This window comes from Nostoc sp. NZL, from assembly GCF_015714705.1.
Lineage (GTDB): Bacteria > Cyanobacteriota > Cyanobacteriia > Cyanobacteriales > Nostocaceae > Nostoc > Nostoc foliaceum_A.
On sequence record NZ_WBKL01000159.1, the window covers coordinates 26,963 to 48,669 of the forward strand.

Annotated in this window: 18 protein-coding genes and 3 pseudogenes; 16 read left to right on the forward strand and 5 right to left on the reverse strand. The window is 43.1% G+C overall.

The window, feature by feature from the left end; translation table 11 throughout:
• The first annotated feature begins 513 nt into the window (after positions 1–513).
• From F8R90_RS22900 to F8R90_RS33060, 11 genes and pseudogenes are all read left to right on the forward strand, one after another.
• Complete coding sequence (locus F8R90_RS22900; RefSeq protein WP_012410633.1) at positions 514–822, forward strand: carbon dioxide-concentrating mechanism protein CcmK; 309 nt, start codon at positions 514–516, stop codon at positions 820–822.
• Between the two features lie 95 nt (positions 823–917).
• Positions 918–1,262 (forward strand): carbon dioxide-concentrating mechanism protein CcmK, encoded by a 345-nt coding sequence (locus tag F8R90_RS22905; RefSeq protein ID WP_039748664.1) that lies wholly within the window; start codon positions 918–920, stop codon positions 1,260–1,262.
• A 6-nt stretch (positions 1,263–1,268) separates the two neighbouring features.
• On the forward strand, positions 1,269–1,571 hold the full coding sequence (locus F8R90_RS22910; protein WP_100899927.1) for a EutN/CcmL family microcompartment protein: 303 nt from the start codon (positions 1,269–1,271) through the stop codon (positions 1,569–1,571).
• 94 nt (positions 1,572–1,665) lie between these two features.
• Positions 1,666–3,318 (forward strand): annotated as a pseudogene (locus F8R90_RS22915) (ribulose bisphosphate carboxylase small subunit); the annotation flags it as partial.
• Positions 3,319–3,426: 108 nt separating this feature from the next.
• Positions 3,427–3,672: pseudogene (locus F8R90_RS33910) on the forward strand (ribulose bisphosphate carboxylase small subunit); the annotation flags it as partial.
• Positions 3,673–3,849: 177 nt separating this feature from the next.
• A complete protein-coding gene (locus tag F8R90_RS22920; protein WP_190891125.1) occupies positions 3,850–4,623 on the forward strand; it encodes a transferase in 774 nt (257 codons plus the stop codon).
• 56 nt (positions 4,624–4,679) lie between these two features.
• The gene (locus F8R90_RS22925) at positions 4,680–5,441 is read left to right on the forward strand and encodes a BMC domain-containing protein (RefSeq protein WP_196512596.1); all 762 of its coding nucleotides are present in this window, start codon (positions 4,680–4,682) and stop codon (positions 5,439–5,441) included.
• Positions 5,442–5,695: 254 nt separating this feature from the next.
• Complete coding sequence (locus F8R90_RS22930) at positions 5,696–6,637, forward strand: LysR family transcriptional regulator (RefSeq protein WP_196512597.1); 942 nt, start codon at positions 5,696–5,698, stop codon at positions 6,635–6,637.
• Positions 6,638–6,758: 121 nt separating this feature from the next.
• Positions 6,759–8,390: a mucoidy inhibitor MuiA family protein gene (locus tag F8R90_RS22935; protein ID WP_196512598.1), complete on the forward strand. Its 1,632-nt coding sequence runs from the start codon at positions 6,759–6,761 to the stop codon at positions 8,388–8,390.
• A 407-nt stretch (positions 8,391–8,797) separates the two neighbouring features.
• Positions 8,798–10,195, forward strand: coding sequence for an alkaline phosphatase PhoX (locus F8R90_RS22940; RefSeq protein ID WP_196512599.1), 1,398 nt, complete (start codon positions 8,798–8,800; stop codon positions 10,193–10,195).
• 110 nt (positions 10,196–10,305) lie between these two features.
• Positions 10,306–10,604 (forward strand): annotated as a pseudogene (locus F8R90_RS33060) (Uma2 family endonuclease); the annotation flags it as partial.
• Between the two features lie 38 nt (positions 10,605–10,642).
• On the opposite strand, the gene F8R90_RS22950 reads toward F8R90_RS33060, so the two are convergent.
• Positions 10,643–10,843, reverse strand: coding sequence for a hypothetical protein (locus F8R90_RS22950; protein WP_012410641.1), 201 nt, complete (start codon positions 10,841–10,843; stop codon positions 10,643–10,645).
• Positions 10,844–11,067: 224 nt separating this feature from the next.
• On the opposite strand from F8R90_RS22950, the gene mnmE reads away from it, so the two are divergent.
• The 3 genes from mnmE (at position 11,068) to F8R90_RS22965 (ending at position 13,722) form a co-directional block, all read left to right on the forward strand.
• A complete protein-coding gene (mnmE, locus tag F8R90_RS22955) occupies positions 11,068–12,462 on the forward strand; it encodes a tRNA uridine-5-carboxymethylaminomethyl(34) synthesis GTPase MnmE (RefSeq protein WP_196512601.1) in 1,395 nt (464 codons plus the stop codon).
• A 109-nt stretch (positions 12,463–12,571) separates the two neighbouring features.
• The gene (locus F8R90_RS22960) at positions 12,572–13,342 is read left to right on the forward strand and encodes an SDR family NAD(P)-dependent oxidoreductase (RefSeq protein ID WP_196512602.1); all 771 of its coding nucleotides are present in this window, start codon (positions 12,572–12,574) and stop codon (positions 13,340–13,342) included.
• Positions 13,343–13,392: 50 nt separating this feature from the next.
• Positions 13,393–13,722 (forward strand): hypothetical protein, encoded by a 330-nt coding sequence (locus F8R90_RS22965; RefSeq protein ID WP_196512603.1) that lies wholly within the window; start codon positions 13,393–13,395, stop codon positions 13,720–13,722.
• Positions 13,723–13,801: 79 nt separating this feature from the next.
• Here F8R90_RS22965 and F8R90_RS22970 read toward each other — a convergent pair whose 3' ends face one another.
• Positions 13,802–14,722, reverse strand: a complete 921-nt coding sequence (locus F8R90_RS22970) for an alpha/beta hydrolase (protein ID WP_196512604.1) — start codon at positions 14,720–14,722, stop codon at positions 13,802–13,804.
• Positions 14,723–14,951: 229 nt separating this feature from the next.
• Positions 14,952–15,044, reverse strand: coding sequence for a phage tail assembly chaperone (locus tag F8R90_RS33065; RefSeq protein ID WP_230966692.1), 93 nt, complete (start codon positions 15,042–15,044; stop codon positions 14,952–14,954).
• Between the two features lie 11 nt (positions 15,045–15,055).
• Between F8R90_RS33065 and F8R90_RS22975 the strand changes: the two genes are divergently transcribed.
• The gene (locus F8R90_RS22975) at positions 15,056–15,946 is read left to right on the forward strand and encodes a lysophospholipid acyltransferase family protein (protein WP_196512605.1); all 891 of its coding nucleotides are present in this window, start codon (positions 15,056–15,058) and stop codon (positions 15,944–15,946) included.
• A 4-nt stretch (positions 15,947–15,950) separates the two neighbouring features.
• Here F8R90_RS22975 and F8R90_RS22980 read toward each other — a convergent pair whose 3' ends face one another.
• Entirely contained in the window at positions 15,951–16,247 is a 297-nt protein-coding gene (locus F8R90_RS22980) for a hypothetical protein (protein WP_190891148.1), read from the reverse strand.
• A 181-nt stretch (positions 16,248–16,428) separates the two neighbouring features.
• The gene (locus tag F8R90_RS22985) at positions 16,429–18,078 is read right to left on the reverse strand and encodes a hypothetical protein (protein ID WP_196512606.1); all 1,650 of its coding nucleotides are present in this window, start codon (positions 18,076–18,078) and stop codon (positions 16,429–16,431) included.
• An 87-nt stretch (positions 18,079–18,165) separates the two neighbouring features.
• Between F8R90_RS22985 and F8R90_RS22990 the strand changes: the two genes are divergently transcribed.
• Positions 18,166–21,489 (forward strand): alpha-mannosidase, encoded by a 3,324-nt coding sequence (locus tag F8R90_RS22990; RefSeq protein ID WP_196512607.1) that lies wholly within the window; start codon positions 18,166–18,168, stop codon positions 21,487–21,489.
• Positions 21,490–21,707: the final 218 nt, after the last annotated feature.

Sequence of the window (21,707 nt, forward strand, 5' to 3'; positions counted from 1 at the left end):
CTATTAAATATAAGTAAAATATAACTTTACATAAGCAAAAGCATTTACTTGCCTTAACATCACAACCGTTTTTACATTTGTATTTCTACTTTGAGCAAAGTGCTTTATACGATATATTTGAAAAAATTATATATTTTTCACCTAGTCCTTGTACATATAGCAAAATTTCAGAAAAGATAGAGACAGTAAAAGATACAGCCTCTGCTCGTCCCTCGCCAGATAGAATTACCCTTGGTTATGAATGTCGTTTTGTAAATGTGATAAAGAAATTATAAAGCATAAGTGGCTGCTCTAGGAATCAGTGAACTTTAATTACTCAGAAGCACAGATAAATTTTTGTTAAGTTTTTTAAAACTTTCTTATCATAAACTATTATAGTAATTTATATTGCCAGGAACGCCAAGCTTTCCTATGCTTAATTTGGAAGTGTTTTCTTAGCTCTAAGATCAGGCTCTCCCCGTCAAAAAATTCAAACGACAGTACAGATTGCATTAATTTTGTAGGAGTTCTGCGATGCCAATTGCAGTTGGAATGATTGAAACGAAGGGCTTTCCAGCAGTGGTAGAAGCTGCTGATGCGATGGTGAAAGCCGCCCGTGTCACTTTAGTAGGGTATGAAAAAATTGGTAGCGCTCGCGTCACCGTGATAGTTAGGGGAGATGTATCGGAAGTGCAAGCTTCCGTAGCTGCTGGGGTTGAAGCGGCGAAAAGAGTCTTTGGTGGTGAAGTGTTATCCACTCACATCATTGCTCGTCCTCACGAGAACTTGGAATACGTCTTGCCGATCCGTTACACAGAAGCTGTGGAACAGTTCCGTACCTAACTAAAAGCTGTTTAAAAAAAAGTAATTAATGCTCTTTACCTTTTTGAGCATCGCTTTTGTCCAGGGCTAAAAACTTTAAATAGGGATTAAAACTAATGTCAATTGCAGTGGGAATGGTTGAAACGCTAGGCTTTCCAGCGGTAGTGGAAGCTGCTGATGCGATGGTGAAAGCTGCCCGCGTTACTCTAGTAGGCTATGAAAAAATCGGTAGTGGTCGAGTTACGGTCATTGTCCGGGGTGACGTGTCGGAAGTACAAGCTTCCGTAGGCGCTGGTGTTGAATCAGTGAAGCGAGTCAATGGTGGACAAGTGCTGTCTACTCACATCATTGCTCGTCCTCACGAGAACTTGGAATACGTCCTACCAATTCGGTATACAGAAGACGTAGAGCAGTTCCGGGAAAATGTGAATGCAATTCGTCCTTTCGGTAGAAGACCGTAATTTGTAATGCAAGTCGCCAAAGTTCGCGGCACAGTAGTTAGCACGCAAAAAGATCCAAGTCTTCGAGGTGTGAAACTACTGTTGTTACAATTAGTAGATGAAGACGGAAACATCCTGCCACAATACGAGGTAGCAGCGGATAGTGTGGGAGCAGGAGTAGATGAGTGGGTACTTGTCAGTCGTGGCAGTGCCGCTCGTCAAGTTATTGGCAATGAACAGCGACCATTAGATGCAGTGGTAGTGGCGATCATAGATACCATTCACGTTGAAGATCGCCTCATTTACAGCAAAAAAGATCAGTATCGTTAGTCAACAGTTAGAGAAGTGAGGAGTCAGGAGTGAAAAGTTAAAACTGATAACTCCTAACTCATAACTCCTAACTTAATACAGGAGGAATCTCGAAATGGCAGTCCGCAGCACGGCGGCACCCCCAACCCCGTGGTCGAGGAATTTAGCTGAAGCCCAAATCCATGAAACTGCCTTTGTACACCAGTTTTCCAATCTGATTGGGGATGTACGGATAGGTGCAAATGTAATCGTTGCTCCGGGGACTACGATTAGAGCGGATGAAGGCACACCTTTTTATATTGGTGAAAACACTAATATTCAAGATGGTGTTGTGATTCATGGGTTAGAGCAAGGTCGAGTAATTGGAGACGATCAAAATAAATACTCAGTGTGGGTTGGCAAAAATACTTGCATTACCCATATGGCTCTAATTCATGGACCAGCTTATGTAGGGGATAATTCCTTCATTGGCTTCCGCTCTACTGTGTTTAATGCCAGGGTGGGTGCAGGTTGCATCGTGATGATGCACGCTTTGATTCAAGACGTAGAAATTCCCCCAGGTAAATATATACCTTCGGGAGCGATAATTACCAGCCAGCAGCAAGCTGACCGCTTGCCAGATGTGCAAGATCAAGATAAGGACTTTGCTCATCATGTGGTTGGGATTAATCAGGCGCTGCGAGCTGGTTATCTTTGTGCTGCGGATAGCAAATGTATTGCACCAATTCGGGATGAGAACACTAAATCTTATAAAGGTAATGGTGTTACTGTTTTAGAGCTAGAAAGGAGTAGTGAAGTGTCGAGCAATAGCTTGGGTGCAGAAACAATAGAGCAGGTGCGCTATCTATTGGAACAAGGGTATAAGATTGGTACAGAACACGTAGACCAAAGACGGTTCCGCACGGGTTCTTGGACTAGTTGCCAACCAATTGAACCAAGATCCATCGGTGAAGCGATCGCAGCATTAGAAAGCTGTGTAAGAGACCATAGCGGCGAGTATGTCCGGCTGTTTGGTATTGACAAAGATAGACGACGTGTGTTAGAAAGCATCATCCAACGCCCGGATGGTGATTTTAAACCAGCTACCAATTTTAAGGCTCCGGCTAGTAGTCATAGCAATGGCAGCTACAGCAGTAATGGTAATGGTAGCGGCTCTAGCAGTGGCAAAGTCAATGGCGAAACTGTAGAGCAAATCCGCCAACTTTTGGCAGGTGGTTACAAAATTGGCATGGAACACGTAGATGAGCGCCGCTTCCGGACTGGTTCCTGGACTAGCTGCAAGCCAATTGAAGCAACTTCCATAAATCAAGTAATTTCCGGCTTGGAAGAATGTATAGAAAGCCATCAAGGTGAGTATGTGCGTTTAATCGGCATTGATACGAAAGCCAAACGGCGGGTATTAGAGAGCATAATCCAACGCCCAAATGGTCAAGTAGCCTCCTCTGGCAGTCAAAAATCATTTACTAGCAATGCATCCTCTGCTACTGCTACGCCAACATCTAACAGTAACCGTTTGAGTACAGAAGTCGTAGACCAACTCCGGCAGTTACTGAGTGGTGGGTATAAAATTAGCCTTGAACACGTAGATGAACGACGGTTTCGGACTGGTTCCTGGACTAGTACCGGTCAAATTCAAGCCACTTCAGAAAGAGAAGCGATCGCAGCCGTAGAAGGACACCTTGGCGAATACCAAGGGGAATATGTGCGCTTAATTGGTATTGACCCCAAAGCCAAGCGTCGGGTATTAGAGACCATTATCCAACGTCCAAATGGTCAAGTAGCCTCCTCTGGCAGCCAGAAATCATTTACTAGCAGTGCGCCCTCTGCAACAGCAACAGCAACAGCAACAGCTACCAGTACCCGCTTGAGTACTGAAGTAGTAGACCAACTCCGACAATTATTGGCTGGCGGCTCTAAAATTAGCCTTGAACACGTAGACCAACGGCGGTTCCGTACTGGTTCCTGGACTAGTACTGGTCAAATTCAAGCCACTTCAGAAAGAGAAGCGATCGCAGCCGTAGAAGGACACCTTGGCGAATATCAAGGGGAATATGTGCGCTTAATTGGTATTGACCCCAAAGCCAAGCGTCGGGTATTAGAAACGATTATCCAACGACCTTAAGGAGTTAGGAGTTAGGAGTTAGGAGAGACGCGATTAATCGCGTCAGTACAGGAGTTAGGAATAAGCTTTGAATCAAAACTCTAATCTTAAAAATTTCCAACTTATAACTTCTAACTCATAACTTCTGACAAACTCCTCACTTTCTAATTTCTTCCGGCTTCCGAGGTTAAAATTTCCATGTCTGTGCTGTCACTGCGCCTCAGCAATAACTTTGATTCTTACATTAGTGGTGAGGTGACTATTCATCCAAGCGCAGTACTTGCACCTGGGGTGATCCTCCAAGCAGCTGTAAACAGCAAGATCATCATTGGGCCAGGGGTCTGTATTGGCATGGGAGCAATTCTCCAAGTCCATGAAGGAACCCTAGAGGTAGAAGCAGGCGCAAACTTGGGAGCCGGTTTTTTGATGGTTGGCAAAGGCAAAATTGGAGCAAATGCTTGCATTGGTTCAGCAACAACAGTTTTTAACTATTCAGTTGAACCTGGACAAGTAATTGCACCTGGTTCAATTTTAGGAGACACCAGTCGACAGATTGCTCAAACAATGCAACCGGAACCATCTACAAATAACCAAACTCCTACAAGTGCAACACCGCAGAAGGAAAAGGAAAATGGCTTAGGGGAAGTTAAGGAAAAAGTAACTTCCTCAACTAACTTCTCAGCTTCAGCTTTTGTGGATTTCAAACAAAATAAGTCGATTTCTTACTTTAAATCTCCCGCCACTCCAGAAAGTCAGTCTCCTCCCGTAGAGGAACCGACCAATGATGCTGACTCCACCTTGCAAGAAGCCCCCCAAGAGTCTACAGAACATGACTCAGACCCCAATCAGCCAACCACAGAATCCTCTAACGGTTTCGGGACTCAAATTTATGGGCAAGGGAGCATACACAGACTGTTGACTACATTGTTTCCCCATAGACAATCCTTGAACGACCCAAACTCTGACGATTAGTCTGAGTAAGTGTTAATTGTAAGTTGTCAGCTTTGTGATTATCTGGGAAAGTTCACATGGAAACATCTAATCAACGGTCTATCAGTACCATGCAGGACACTGCTTTGGGTTTAGTTTCTACTCGCAGCTTTCCAGCAATAGTTGGGACAGCGGATATGATGCTAAAGTCCGCAGGAGTTCACCTAATTGGGTATGAAAAAATTGGTAGTGGGCATTGTACTGCGATCGTCAGGGGTGGGATTGCTGACGTGCGTCTTGCCGTAGAATCTGGTGTCCAAACTGCTGAACAGTTTGGTCAGTTGGTTTCTAGCTTGGTGATTCCCCGACCTTATCCCAACCTAGATATAGTACTTCCCATCACAACCCGTTTCACTAAATTGATGGAGGAAGGTAATTACAGCCGTCTGAGTAACCAAGCAATTGGTTTGGTAGAAACGCGAGGATTCCCCGCGATGGTAGGAGCATGTGATGCCATGCTCAAAGCTGCTGATGTTCATTTGGCAGCCTATGAAAAAATTGGTGCGGGTTTGTGTACAGCCATTATTCGTGGTTCTGTAGCAAATGTGGCGGTAGCAGTGGAAGCGGGAATGTTCGAGGCAGAACGCATTGGGGAATTAAATGCAGTAATGGTAATTCCCCGACCGCTAGACGAAATGGAGCAAACTTTGCCATTAGCAAGCTGCTGGATAGAAGAACGCCAACCGTTAAACTTACCAGTGAATATTAAAGAGCAAGTTGCCGAAATAGAGGTGCTAAGATTACCAGATTTAACTAAGCTACCTACAAAAATTGCAGAAGAATTATGGAATGATGAATGATGATAGATGAATTTTGCAAAAGCCTTATTCATCATTCAGCATTCATCGGGCTATGGAAGGCATCTTACGCTTTTCTTGTTGTTCTGATAATAGCTTCTTAAATCCATAAGTAAAATACCTTTATTTTAATAGGAGCAATAGAGTTTTATCTATAATAAAACTCGTAGCTTTCTATGAGCATAGCTATATCATTTGCAAGCCTTCAGTAATACTAGTTTTATATCTATGAATAGCTATTTACAGGAGAATCACTTTTGAAGCAAGCGACGCTGCACCAGTTAAAGGTATTCGAGGCGGCGGCACGACACAGTAGCTTTACTCGCGCTGCTGAGGAATTGTTTCTCACTCAACCTACCGTTTCTATGCAAATTAAGCAACTCACAAAATCGGTAGGGTTGCCATTATTTGAGCAAGTGGGGAAGCGATTGTATCTCACCGAAGCAGGACGGGAATTATTTGCCACTTGTCGGCAGATTTTTGAAAATATAGCCCAATATGAAATGAAGGTAGCAGATTTAAAAGGGGTAAAACAGGGACAATTACGCTTGGCAGTGATTACAACAGCAAAATATTTTATCCCACGTTTGTTAGGGCCATTTTGCGAACTTTATCCAGGGATTGATATCTCCCTGCAAGTAACGAATCACGAACAAATTTTGGAACGGATGAGTAATAATCTGGATGACTTATATATTATGAGTCAAATTCCAGACAATATAGATGTGAATTGCGAGCCATTTCTAGAAAACCCTTTGATAGTCTTTGCACCAATTAATCATCCGTTATCTAAAGAAAAAAATATTCCGATACAACGACTGTCTAACGAACCTTTTATTATGCGAGAACCAGGTTCAGGAACTCGTCGTGCCGTCCAAAACCTATTTGAAGAACAAGGGGTGACAGTAAAAGTCAAGCTGGAATTGGGAAGTAACGAAGCAATCAAACAAGCGATCGCAGGTGGTTTAGGGATTTCGGTTTTATCGCGTCATACCTTACTGTTAGACGCTTCGGAGTTTAGCATTCTAGATGTACAACACTTTCCCATTGAGCGACATTGGTATATGGTTTACCCAGCTGGCAAGCAGCTATCTATCGTCGCTCGTACCTATTATGAGTATCTCCTCGGTGCGGCAAAGAATTTTGTAGAGCAAAACGCTGCTACTACTTCCACTACGCTTGAACCAACTCACGGGTAAAATAATTCGTAATTACGAATTACGAATTACGAATTATGAATTACCTAAAGGGGTTGACGGCTAGACCCGGAAACATTGACAATTAACCAGCAGAATCATTAAAAATGGGGGAAAACTGGCAGTGGTTAACCCGGAAATACCGTCTTGGCGCAAAACAGTACAAAGCGAGATTGTAGCTGTTACAGTGTACTCTGACAGAGCATTGGTTACACGGCGTGGTGTAATTGATTTAACAGGAATTGAACAAGAATTAATAATTACCCCAGTGCCAGAGACTCTGGAAACTGAGTCTGTCAGAGTTAGCGGTAAAGGGACGGTAGGGGTGCGCTTGGTGGGAGTGAGTAGCGATCGCATCTACACTACTGAACCAGTAGCCGAGCGAGTCGCAAATTTGACAAGGCAAATTCAGCAGTTAGAAGCAGAAAAACGCCACCTGCAAGCCCAGGTAGATGCTTTAGTGTTGCAATCTAGTTTTATTGCAGGCTTACGTGAAAAAACAGAAGAACCCTTTGCACAGAGTTTATCCCGTAAAAATCTCAGCCTCAGCGAAACTTTGGATTTTTTGAACTTTCTTGGAAGCCAGTATAGTGAATATGCGATCGCATCTGGGGAGTGCAAAACCCAGCAGCAAGAATTAGACAAACAACTGCAAGCACTCCGCGCCTCGTTGCAAAAAATCCAAACACCCCATCCCAAAGAGAGTTTTAGCTTAGTTGTAGGAGTTGAAGTTGCAGGTGAAGGCGAGTTTGAGCTAGAGCTTTCCTACCTAGTAAATCGTGCCAGTTGGAGTCCGCGATATGACTTGCGCTTTAGCACCACCAGCGATATTGTACATCTGAGCTACCTTGCAGAAATCACTCAAAGCACCGGTGAAGATTGGATTGGTGCAAATCTCACCCTTTCTACCGCTAAACCGGGATTAGGTACACTCCCACCCAAACTTGAACCCTGGTATATTGATGCCCCACGTCCACAACTAGTACGACAACGACGATTTTCTGCCCAGCCACCACTCCTGCCTACCATCGCAGAACAGGCTGCTCCTGCTGCCAGAGCAGATTGGCAAGGAGAAGATGAAGTTGCAGAAGATAGTCTCATTCCAGCAGAAACCGTTACAGCAGAAGTATCCAAAGAAGGAAGTGTAGTTACCTTTAAATTGAATGGTGGCGGTAACATTCCTAGTGATGGCGCACCTCATAAAACTACAATTTTCAATGATGATTACCCTTGTAGCTTCGATTATGTGGCTATGCCACGCTTAGTAAGTTTTGCTTATTTGCAAGCTAATGTAAAAAATAATCCCAACGGTGCAACTCTGTTACCAGGTAAAGCGAATATTTTCCGCGACAATGTTTTTATAGGAACAACTAAGTTAGAAAATATTGCACCAGGACAAGAATTCAAACTGAACTTAGGGATTGATGAAGGTTTGAAAATTGAGCGCGATTTAGTTGAACGTCTGGTAGACAAAAGATTGATTAGCAACCAGCGCCGGATTACTTATAGTTATCGATTGTTCATTATTAACCTACTCGACAAAGAAGTAAATCTGAAACTAACTGAACAATTGCCGATTAGCCGTAACGAGCAAATTAAGGTGCGCCTCAGCCGGAGCAATCCGCAAATTCAACTTGGTGAAATGGGTATTTTGGAATGGCAGTTAACTCTCCCACTACAGGAGCGACGAGAGATATATTACCAGTTCAATGTTGAGCATCCGCCTGACTTAATGGTAGTTGGATTAGATATTTAGAATCCAGGTGAGCGTTGAGCAGAAAATTATAGAAGTTCTTAATTGGATGCAATAACCTCTGGTTTGGGAAGACAGGAGTCAGAATATTCTGACTCCTGAGATGTTTGTCAGCGTATTTCCTACATTTGAGAATCGCTATATTGTTTATTTAAACATTCATTTTTATTACAGCAGATTGCAAATTAATAATACCAGTTTGAAAAACAATACGACAAAACACTACAAAAATTTTTTGCAAAAATTCTATTGTAATTAAAGAATTGAAGCTCCTATTTTCATTAAACGCTGCTTACTAACAGCATAGCAATTTTATGTCTAAAAGTTCTTATTAACGCTTTCTTAATAATACCTTAAAGGCGAACTTTTACCATTCATTAGGTTTCTGAACTTTTGCTGACAGTATACTAATGAATTTATCAAGACGTAACTTTTTTACATTGGCTGGCGCGAGTGCTGTCGGTGTTACGATGCTTTCTCCTCTGGAAGCCTTATATGCAAGACGTGCTAATGGCCAAGTTGTCGGATTAACTGGTGGTTACGGCCCATTAACACCAAAAATGCCAGAAAATGCGGATGAACTTGTTGGTGTTGTTCGTAGTGGAATTAACTTGGGGACTACTCCCCTGCTTGAACTTCCCCCCGGTTTTAACTACACCGCAATATCGATTACTGGGCAACCTATGGATGATGGGACAATAGTGCCAGGTGGTCATGATGGGATGGCTGCCTTTGCTGGGCCTAACAACACTACAATTCTGGTGCGAAATCACGAGCTAAGTCCTAGTTCTAATGGACTCAATGTGTTGCCGCGATATGACCAGATTGGAGGAGGTACAACGACGATTGTTGTAGGCCCTAACCGTCGGGTGAGAAAGCAATTTGTTTCTCTAGCGGGGACTATTCGTAACTGTGCTGGAGGGCCGACTCCTTGGGATTCCTGGATTAGCTGTGAAGAAAATCTGACTCTTCCTGGAACGGGTGGAGCTATGAAAAGGCATGGCTACAACTTTGAGGTTCCAGCAACAGCCGACATTCAGGTTGCCGATCCGATTCCCCTTGTGGCAATGGGTCGCTTTAACCATGAAGCTGTCGCAGTTGATCCAGAAAGCGGATGGATTTATGAAACTGAAGATGAGGGAGCTAGCTGCTTCTATCGCTTCCGTGCTGATGTCCGTCCTACTAGATATGGCGATCTTCAAACTCGTGGTGATGGAATACTTGAGGCCCTGGTTATTGAAGGTGCTCCTCAAGATACTCGCAGGAATTTTCTTCAATATAAAAATCAACCATTATCAGTTAGGTGGGTAAAGATTGATAATGTTGATCCTGCTAGCAATAGCGCTGCTACTTCCGTGCGGCAGCAGGGGCAAAATAAGGGTGCAGCCATTTTTGCACGTGGTGAAGGTGCTTGGTATGGCAATGGCTTAATCTACTTTACCTGTAGCAGTGGTGGCAATGCAGGGCAAGGGCAGGTTTTTGCTTATAAACCTAACAATAATGACCCCAACAGTGGTACTATCACCCTGGTTGTGGAGTCTCCCGCAGAGAATATACTCAATTTCCCCGATAACATTACTGTGGCTCCTTTTGGAGATATCTTCTTGTGCGAAGACGGTAGCAATACTGAATTCGTGATCGGCGTTACCCCAGAAGGGGATCTGTATAGGTTTGCAGCAAATGCTATTAACGGCAGTGAATTCGCGGGTGCTTGCTTCTCACCTGATGACCGCACAATGTTTGTCAATATCCAGAGTCCTGGAATTACATGTGCGATTTGGGGACCTTGGAGCAGAAACCGAACATAAGATTAGTTACATCTAAGTGATTTGATCATTTGCAGGGGTGCTCCAGTTTATTCTTGGAGTAGCCCTATTCCTGCGAGGTTTTGGTTAAGATTGTAAGAAGACAATATGTTTACTTCTGGTTTGACCAGAAACCTTAGAATTTGAAGGGTTACATTCGCTTGATGGTGAATATCAAGCGTTGGAACCCAATCCACAAGGCTGGTTGTGAAGTGAACAGCTAGGTTTATATTTAGGTGCTTATCAAGAAAAGTTAGGCTTTTTTATGCCTGGAGGAGAACTAGTTCCGGCACCAGAAGAAGTTGCCCAACAGGCTGAACAACAAAAGCAACGCGCTAACCAAGAGAAACAATGCAGCGATCGCTTGGCGGCAAAACTGCGAGAATTAAATATAGATCCAAATACTATTTAACCTCCGCGCTGTCTTGCTTTTGCCTGTTGGCGCGAATGCTATGGATCTTCAGGAAAAACCCATTTTGGTGGTTCTGTCATTTTTTTCCGCAGGCGTTCTTGTGCCAACTCCAACATTTTGTCTAAGGGAGTCTCTTCAATAAATTTTGCAGCGGCCTCTCTAAACTCGATATTGGGGCATTTATCCCCTAAAACACAGCCGTTAACACAGGCTACAGCGCAGTTAATCTTTTGCTCCACAATAAATTCCTCTTTTTAAAAGTTATGAGCAGAGACGCGATTAATCGCGTCTGTACAGGAGTTATAATTTTCACCCCTAACTCTTTACTATCAAGCATTACCCTCCAGGTAAATTTTACCTTGCCAGTTGCCATCCCATTAGTCTAAATACTTACCATTTAGAAAGTTATCAGTTATGAGTTATGATTTTGACTCCTAACTTCTCACTCTTATGAAGGGCGCTCATGTCAGAAGTTTTTGCTACTAGTGGAACTATCGCGGCGATCGCTACTGCTGTTGTCCCCCAACAAGGTAGCGTTGGTATTGTACGGGTGTCCGGTTCCCAAGCAATGGCTCTAGCCCAAACTCTCTTTCACGCACCAGGGCGACAAGTTTGGGAAAGTCACCAGATTCTCTACGGTTACATTCGCCATCCCCAAACGCAACAACTGGTAGATGAAGCCCTGTTGCTGATTATGAAAGCACCTCGTTCTTACACCCGTGAAGATGTGGTGGAATTCCATTGCCACGGGGGAATAATGGCAGTGCAGCAAGTATTACAACTGTGTTTGGAAAATGGTGCCAGACTAGCCCAACCAGGAGAATTTACTCTCCGCGCTTTTTTGAATGGACGATTGGATCTGACTCAAGCCGAAGGTATCGCTGATTTAGTGGGAGCGCGATCGCCCCAAGCTGCCCAAACTGCCTTAGCTGGTTTGCAGGGGAAATTAGCTCATCCGATCCGCCAGTTACGCGCCAACTGTTTAGATATCTTGGCAGAAATCGAAGCTCGAATTGATTTTGAGGAAGACCTTCCTCCGCTGGATGATAAAGTAATAATATCAGAAATCGAGAAAATTGCCGCCGAAATCACTAGGTTAATAGAAACCAAAGACAAAGGTGAGTTGCTACGCACTGGCTTAAAAGTGGCAATTGTTGGGCGGCCCAATGTGGGTAAGTCGAGCTTATTGAATGCTTGGAGCCAGAGCGATCGCGCCATCGTCACAGACTTACCCGGTACAACCCGCGATGTGGTGGAATCTCAGTTAGTTGTCGGGGGAATTCCCGTACAAGTCCTAGATACAGCAGGGATTCGGGAAACCACAGACCAAGTGGAAAAAATTGGCGTAGAGCGATCGCGTCGTGCCGCCAATGCAGCTGATTTAGTCTTGCTTACCATCGACGCTTCAGCAGGTTGGACAGAAGGCGATCGAGAAATTTACGAACAAGTGCAACACCGTCCGTTAATTCTAGTGATTAACAAAATCGATTTAGTAGAAGAAGGTGAAAGCAAAATTCTTCAATCCCAAATTCCAAATTCCAAATCTAGAATTGTTACAGCCGCGGCTCAAAATCAAGGTATTGATAGTTTAGAAAAAGCAATTTTAAAGATAATTCAATCTGAAAAAATCCAAGCAGCTGATATGGATTTAGCCATTAACCAAAGGCAAGCAGCAGCCTTAACTCAAGCGAAAATTTCTTTGGAACAAGTAGAAGCAACAATTGCCCAGCAGTTACCTCTTGATTTTTGGACAATTGATTTACGTGGTGCAATCCAGGCATTGGGAGAAATTACTGGTGAAGAAGTAACGGAATCAGTTTTAGATAAAATTTTTAGCAAATTTTGTATTGGTAAATAAACCAAAATAACTCTAATTTTGCTAATTTTAGTAAGTTGGTGAAGCGAACCAAACCCAACATCTATCCTAATTTGTATTAATTGTTACTATTGTAAAATCCTAAGTTTATATGTCTTTGATCAATGAAATTAATCCTGTCAATGCATTTATTGTGGGAGCCAGCCAAGGTATTGGTTTGGGTTTTGTAAAAAAATTGCTACAAGATGACAGAATAGCCAAAGTTTATGCAACTTCTCGTCAACCAGAGTCAGCCTCTGATTTAATAGCTCTTGCAAGCGAACATTCTGGCCGATTAATTTGTCTTAATATGGATATTACAGACGAATTGCAGATTATTGAAGCTGTTCAAAAAATACGTACCCAAGTTGACAAACTGCATTTGGTAGTCAACTGTGTAGGACTATTGCATGAAGATACTTTGCAACCTGAAAAAAGCTTAAGACAGATCAATTCAGAAAATTTGCTGCGCTACTTTCAGATAAATAGTATTGGTGCTGTTTTACTGGCTAAACATCTACTGCCTTTGTTTCGTCATGGAGAACGCAGCGTGTTCGCTAATATTTCTGCTAAATTGGGCAGTATTGGCGATAACCAACTTGGTGGATGGTATGGCTATCGCGCTTCTAAAGCAGCACTCAATATGTTGATGCGAACTGCGGCAATTGAGTATAAAAGAAGTTGTCCTAAAGCATTAATAGTGACATTGCATCCTGGTACAACTGATACGCGTCTTTCCCGGCCTTTCCAGGGAAATGTAGCTGCGGAAAAATTATTCTCAGTGGAACGCACCGTTATCCAATTACTGACTGTTATCGAACAGCTTCAAGAAGGCGATAGTGGACAGTTTTTCTCGTGGGATGGAAGCAGATTGCCTTGGTAACTGCGTTACGCTGGTGCTAGTGAAATTTACGTTATTTGTAACCAAAGCCTATGAAGTTTTTTGTGCCAGCAGCTAAAGATGATGTTAAAGCAGAGCAAGTGTATAGTGCTTTTGCTCAGTCTGTAAAAGCACCAATAACCGAAAAGCGTATTTGGAAGTTACAGTGGCGCGATCGCGAAATTAATATGGAATGCGAGGTAGGTAAACCCTTACCATCCTCTTATCAAACCGGGAAAGAGTTAGTTATGGCAATATTTGAGTGCGAAAACCTTTATAAAATTTGTACTCTTACCCGTGGAGGAGTAAAGGGAGAACCTATCTTGGTTGGCAAAAACTCTGTATCCTCAGCAACATATTTTTCAGATAATATACATAACTGACTCTTTAATATGCGATCGCTTGTTTGAGAAAAGTGGGTGCGATCGTCCTGGTAGCATAATACTGTGTAAAGTTAAAGTGCTAAGAACTAGGAAACTCTAACTCAGCACTTCCCCGTCCTAACTGCACTGTTTCAGATGGTAGATGTCGCTCCAACCAATCCTCCAAATCAGCCATTACCTCAGGGTAATTAAGGTCGCTCTGAATTTCGTGATAGGCTCCCGGATACTCAATTCTTAGCTTATCTTTGCACTTTACCCGTTGGTAAAAGATGTCACTTCCCGCAGGTAAAGCAACTCGGTCTGCACCACCGTGGAGAATCAACAATGGTAATTGCCAATCACCTGCATGAGCATTAATCCAATCAACTGTTGCAAAGAATTCAGTAGCTAGACGGGCTGTGGCAAGGGTATGTCGCAGCTTATCTTGGGCATAGGCGGCTAAAACCTGCTGATCTCGTGAACCAGCACTCAGGTCAATGCCTGTATTCAGGGTGAAACGCGGCCACACCCGTGAGAGCATTTTTCCTAAAAGTACCCGGATAGGTGAAACCCCAACTTTCCCCAAGGTTGGCGCTAAAGCGATCGCACCCTGCAATACTGATGCTTGTTGGGGATAGCGCAGAATGTAATCTAAAACGATCACCCCACCTAAACTATGACCCAAGAGAAAAATTGGGCATCCAGGATTCTGAGTCTGAATTAACTCTAAGAAAGCTTTTAAGTCTTCTCGAAACTCACTCCAAGCGTTGATATAGCCTCGCTGACCTGGTGAGCGTCCATGACCACGCAAGTCTAAGGTGTAGACAGCATATTGTTTGGGTATCAAATGCTGAATTACATTACTGTAGCGATCGCTGTGCGCTCCAAGTCCATGCACAATGGCTAATATTGCCCGTACTTTACCCTCTGGATGCCAGCTTTGGTAATACAGGTCAAGTCCTCCAACACCCTGAAATGTGCCTTCTCTACGAGACGCTACGCGATCGCTATGGTCAATCATAGGGTTAATTTTTTACGTATTTTCCCAGCAAGTTACTAACATGTCAACAGTCATTGTAGTAAAAATAGCTTCTGGCTATGGGAATAATTACAGTGAATTGAGCTACCCTTATGTATTTAAAATATCGATAAAATAATTCCACAGCTTCTAACCGTGGGTTGGTTAATAATATGACCTCAAGAATTATGATTTATTCATGAATTCAAAGAGGTTTTTATCAAAAGTTCTTCTAGGGAATCTGTTCAGGAAAACCTAGCTGATGGGGTAACTTCCGAAGTTCATGCCGACTCAAAATCCAGCCATCAGCAGGAAGATAGTACACAATTAAAAAGTTTGACTGCTGCAAGTATCAAGCGGGTAAAAGAGGGTGTAGCTGCGGCTGGCGATCGCGCAGTTCGCCAAATTATCGAAAAAACTCTCAATGGATTGGAAGGTATTAATCAGGGGCATTCGGAACCTAGAGCCAACTCTGGGCTACGTCGTTTTGTAATGCGATCACTCATCCATTCCTTTTTCAAGGTACGGGTCGAACATCTAGAAAGAATACCTCAGAAACCTGCAATTCTAGCTGTCAACCATCTCCACCACATCGATCCTTTACTCCTCTTAGCCGAACTCCCTACCCAACCCCACTATTACATCCTGGGCGATGCCCGTACTCTCTATAACAAGTGGTGGAAGCGCCTAATCCTGGGTTTTGCGGGGGGTGTGATTCCTTTGGAACGGGTGTGGAAAGAAGAAGTTGCTGTTATGGAAGCGGCTAAAGCAGGAAGGCAAGATTTAGTTGAACTAGCCGCAGCAATTAAACAGACAGTACCGACAGGGGAAGATATACACACACTGCGACAAATAGACCGCATTATTCTGGCAATTTTGACTCGTGGAGATGGGATGATTCTCTTTCCCGAAGGACGACTAGGAACTGCTGAGGGTAAGTTGCATCTCCCTTTGAAACGCGGGACTGTAATTTATGCCTTGCGGGCTGGTGTACCGATTATTCCAGTTGGACTGATTGGAACTCATGACCTTTATTTGGGAAAAGAGTTAACAATTCGAGTAGGTGAACCGTTACACTTTACCCAAACAACCAGACCAAAGCGCCAGGAAGTGGACGTAGCTTTAGAGGCGTTACAGAATGCTATGCTGGCTCTGTTACCAACTAATTATCAAGAACCAACAGGATTAAAGCTGTTACGTTCTTTCCTCAATCACATGTTGTGGTAAGAGATTATTGCTCTAAAAAGTTTGTAACTTTGAAATTTGATGTTCCCTCCCAACAGTGGTTTAAAAATGCGTTTACCTGAGCATCTGCCGAGTCAGCCGATTCCCTAGATGCATTAAACTGGACTGCTGTCACAATGTACTCAAAGATAATTACGAACTCCTTTTGAGGTGAAATTCTTTCAACTACAATTGTTTCACCTATCTTAGGGATTTGAGGCATATTTACCACAAATGTCTCAACTTTTGGTTTATCTAGTGGATTTTTGAAATTGAAGTATTTACAGTAAACAATAATTTTCACTTAGACAACCACCAATAAGATTATAGATAATCAAAATTATCCTTTAATTGAAAAATTGTAAATATTATAATAGTTTTTTAAAAAATATCGATCAGCTTATACCGATTATCTAAAATTAGGCTACAGCCATAAAGCTGTAAACCAAACTAAGATTTGGCGAATTACGAATTACGAATTAGTATTATTTCCCCTGCCATAGTTGCCGTAACGACCTAAAAATCTTTACAAATCTCTCTTCTAGCCAGAGCATAGCATAATCAACCCATTCCAAAAGTTGCTCTAAGGGGTGCTTCTCATAGCCAGATGAAGTTACTTTGGTTTCTATCCAGTCTGGTTGTGCCTCAACTTGACTGCTTTGGTGAAGCTGCTGTTTCAACATTTCCCCTTTACGACTCTCGCTTTTAGTTTGGGAAATGCTGGTTCGGGTTTGTTTTGCAGAGGCAACTTTTCCAGATACTTTTTGACTTGAGGCGAGATTACTAGTTAGTTGTTTCCTTTGCACCAAGCCAGATCCAACTTTAGGTTGTTTTACAGCCAAATTATTTTGTGAAAAATGTCCTACTGATAAACTTGAGGCTAAAGCAGGATTTTTGCTTTGAGAAAGTGTAACTGGCTTTTCAGCAACTATTTCAGTATTACCAAATAAATCATTCCACGTTAGCCAAGGATCATCTGTTAAATTCTGATTCTGCAACTGACGGCTTTTGGACAAGGCTTTTCTAAGGCGTGAAGATAATATTTTACTTGGCAATCGCTTATCACTGGTTGTTGGCTCAAGTGTTTTTCTATTACCAACACCAAAAAAGTAATTAAGCGCAGCCTCAATCAAAGCCTGAAGATTCAGTGTATGAGTTTCCAAACCATCAGCAGCAGTTGTAATGTCTCCCTTAGCAGCTAATTGCTCTTTGCCATAAAGAAATATGTTTAACTGAGTTTGGGCAACTTGGACAATTTCCTGGCTACGTTCTTGCACAGGTACTAAAGCATTTGATTCCAACTTAGCAACGGCTATATCTAGAAATGCTAATAATTTATCTGTAGTAAGTAAATCTTTTGATATCCCTTCAACTAAAACTGGCATTCTAGCTGTATTTCCATCAGTAAGCTTTGCTAATAAACGGTCAATTTGTGGCAATAGCTGCGTTTCTTTTCTAGCTATAATCAACTGCCAAGAATGCCAGTAATTAGCAACTTCGTTAATAATTCGAGCTTCTAATTTTGCCTGCTGTTGAGGTGTTAAAACATCTAAAATTTCATTGTTGGTAGTAACAAGTACTAAACTACGATTCATCAAATTTGTGGCGATTCCCCGCACTACTGGAAGATATTCTTTGAGAGCGTTCTCTAGCTGTGAAGGGTTGATATTTCCGGCTTGATTCCCTGTAATATTTGATGATTCTGTAAGACTAGCGTTATTTGTAGAGTTATTATCAAGGAATTTCAGCCGCAACAATCCCAAAAAAACCAAGGGATTGAAAGGTTCAGATGTTTTCGTAAGAGTAGAGGCGGATTCATCAGATGACAGATAATTGACTGCCTCTAGTACTTGTTGAATGGGGTTATCAACATTTGGAATTTCAGGCTGGAAATCGGTATCATTTGGTTGTAACTTTAGTCTAGTTTGTGGTTCTTTGGTCTGTAGCGTTTTCCCAGATGATTCAGATGACTGAAACAGTAGATACACTGGGTAAAGTAGTACCTCCACACCCCACTTAGTAGCAACTTGTAAATGCCGGAAGGTGTGTTCCCACTGTTCTGTCACCCGCCGAGATTGCTGGTGGACAAAGTTAAATAGTCTGCTTTGATAACGACCAGAGGAACCAGAAGACATAGTAGTAATTTTTTAGTTCAAGTCTTGTTAAGTTGTGAGACTCGCGCCAAACAATAAAAACAACCAACACCTCATCTTAGCGAATATATGACCCCGACTGTCTCTCAATCCCAGACCAAAATCATCTCACAAGCAATTGAGCAACTGCGCTCTTTTTGTCAAGTTAATCTTCAGTCTAGTTGGCTATACCAGGAATGTGACCTGATTATTACTGATGTTGTAGCTGCTGATTTGTCTCATTGGCAACCTGTTCAGTTGAATGCTAAAGAACATATTGCTTGGACAGGCGGGAAAAAAGTGCTATGGCTAGTGCAAAGATTGGTGGTTCCCCAAGATTTACAGGGCTATCCCTTAGCTGGGTTATCTTTGCGGCTGGCGCTGGTTTGGTGGGCAGATTCTGCTGAGATTTATGTGAATGGGGAGTTAGTGCTGGAGGGTGATTTATTTGATTGTTCGCCTAGAGTGCTTCTGGCTCAGGGGGTGAAGCCAGGGGAAGAATTTACTGTGGCTTTGCGGTTAGTGAGTCCGGGACATTGTGATGGTGCTTTAGTGCGATCGCTCCTAGTTTATGAGTCTACTGTTGATAATAATCCCGATCCGGGTTTTGTGGCTGATGAGTTAGCTGTGCTGCAACTTTATTTGGAAAAGTTTGCGCCGGAAAAGTTGGATGTTTTGGCGGCGATGGTGGGGGAGGTTACGAACCGCAGAGGCGCAGAGGACACGGAGGAAGAGAAGGGAGAGTTGGTAAGGTCATTTTTATCTTTACGCCAAAACCTAATTCAATCCGATATCTTAGCCCCCCTTTTGAAGGGGAGCCACTGCGGTCTTGGGGTCTCCCCAAGTGGAGCAAGTAGCGTGGGTTGGGGGGATCAAAAATCTAAAATTTTCTTATTGGGTCATGCTCACTTAGATTTAGCATGGCTATGGCCTGTGAGTGAAACTTGGAATGCGGCGCAAAACACTTTTGAGTCGGTTCTGAAATTGCAAGAAGATTTTCCTGAGTTAATTTTCTGTCATTCGACTCCCGCCCTTTATGCTTGGATTGAAGAACATCGCCCGGATTTGTTTCAGGCGATTCAAGCACAGGTAGCCACAGGACGTTGGGAAGTTGTCGGCGGAATGTGGGTGGAACCAGAACTTAACCTAATTTCTGGTGAATCAATAGTCCGTCAGCTATTGTATGGTCAACGCTACATCCAGGAAAAATTTGGCAAGCTTTCAACCATAGTGTGGGTTCCAGATACTTTTGGTTTTTGTGCAACTTTACCGCAGTTTTTCGCTAATGCCGGAATTGAGTATTTTGTGACGCAGAAGTTGCGGTGGAATGATACTACTAAATTTAATTATGGGGCTTTTTGGTGGCGATCGCCTGACGGGTGCGAAGTCTTTAGTTTGATGTCTGCACCCATCGGTGAAGCTATAGACCCAGTAAAAATGGCATCCTACGCTCTTGAATGGCAATCCCAAACTGGTTTACCAGAATCCCTCTGGCTTCCCGGTGTCGGTGACCACGGCGGCGGCCCCACCCGTGATATGTTAGAAACCGCCCAACGCTGGCAAAAGTCGCCTTTCTTCCCAGATATCGAATTCACGACAGCAGAAAAATATTTACAGCAAATCGTAGAGACGCGATTCATCGCGTCTGTCAGTCATTATGATTCTTCCTCCGCCTCCCCCCCTTCCCCTTCATTCCCTACTTGGAATGACGAACTATACTTAGAATTCCATCGCGGTTGCTACACTAGTCACGCAGATCAAAAACGTTGGAATCGTCGTTGTGAAAATTTATTGTATCAAGCTGAACTATTTGCTACCTTGGCAACCGTAAGCTGTGGTGTGACGTATCCTAAAGCAGAAATCGAAGCAGCTTGGAAGCTGGTGTTATTTCAACAGTTTCATGATATTTTACCTGGTTCTTCAATTACCCAAGTTTACACAGATGCGTTGCCTCAGTGGCAGCAAGTGGAACAAATAGGAACGAAGATATTACAGGAATCACTTTTAGCGATCGCATCTCACATTACCCTATCAGAACCACCAAAACCCGATAGTTTGCCTATTTTCGTTTTCAATTCTCTCAATTGGCAACGTTCTGAGGTAGTCTCTGTAGCCTTACCCACACCAGAAGAATGGCAGATTTACGACACTTCTGGAAAGCAGCTTGTCTCCCAATTATCTGAACCATCCACCCTACTATTTCTCGCTACCGAAATTCCACCCGTTGGCTACCGCATATTTTGGCTTTCCCCCCTATCTCCCCCATCTCCCTCATCTCCTCTCCTCGCAGACTGGATTTTAGAAAATGAATTCTTGCGAGTTGTTATAGACCCTGACACCGGAGATTTATCAAGTGTTTTTGATAAAACTTATCAACGAGAAATTTTAAGTGGGGCGGGGAATCAACTACAAGCTTTTAAAGATAGTGGTCAATATTGGGATGCTTGGAATATAGACCCCAATTACGCTCAACATCCCTTACCCTCAACAAATCTTCTATCTATTCAGTGGTTAGAACAAGGCCCTGTGCAAAGCCGTGTGCGCGTGGTGCGTCAGTTGGGTGAATCGGAATTTTGCCAAGATTATATTCTGCAAGCTGGTTCACCTCTGCTGAAAATAGCTACTACCGTTAATTGGCAAGAAAATCATGTATTAGTGAAAGCTGCTTTTCCCCTCCATTTTGAAGCAGACTTTGCTACTTATGAAATTCCCTGTGGCGCAATTCGCCGCCCAACTAAACCGCAAACCCCCGCAGAACAAGCAAAATGGGAAGTTCCCGCTTTGCGTTGGGCTGATTTAACAGGAGAAACACAGCAGGGTATTCACGGTGTTAGTCTGCTAAATGATTGTAAATACGGTTACGACAGCAAACCGAATCAACTCCGCCTGACACTGCTACGCAGTCCTAATTGGCCAGACTCAGAGGCTGATAGAGGTTTTCACGAGTTTACATATACCTTGTATCCTCATACTGGTAGCTGGGAATCAGCCCATACAGTACGGCGTGGCTATGAATTGAATATCCCATTGCAAGTGATATTGAATCCACTTACAACTCACAACGTAAACGCCCCGCTACAGCTAACAGCACTGGCTCAACGCACCGCTACCGCTAACAGTACTATTGAAAGGGTGAGTTTCCTAGATTTATCAGATGAAAATTTAATCTTGATGGCCTTGAAGCCATCAGAGGATAACCCACAGCAGTTAATTCTGCGGTGTTATGAATGTCACGGAGAAATAGCCGAGTTATCTTTGCAAAGTGATTTAGGGTTGAATCTAGGAGATAAAGTAGATTTGTTAGAGCGTTCCTCTACTACCGAATTCTCATCTGGGCAACAAATATTGACGATACAGCCTTGGAAAATCGCCAGTTTCAAGGTGATACCAACGATTAATCCCAGACTTGGATAAGTCAATACAGACTTAACCCCCAGCCCCTTCTTCCCTTGTAGGGCTACGGTGTATACACAAGTCTTCTAGAGTTGCGCCACAGGCTTTTTATCCCCCCAACCCCCCGATAAATTGGGGGGCAAAAAGCTCTCAAAGTCCCCCTTAAAAAGGGGGATTTAGGGGGATCTAGGACGATTTTGGTTTTTTAGAAAGATGTGTGTACACCGTAGCCTTTGCAA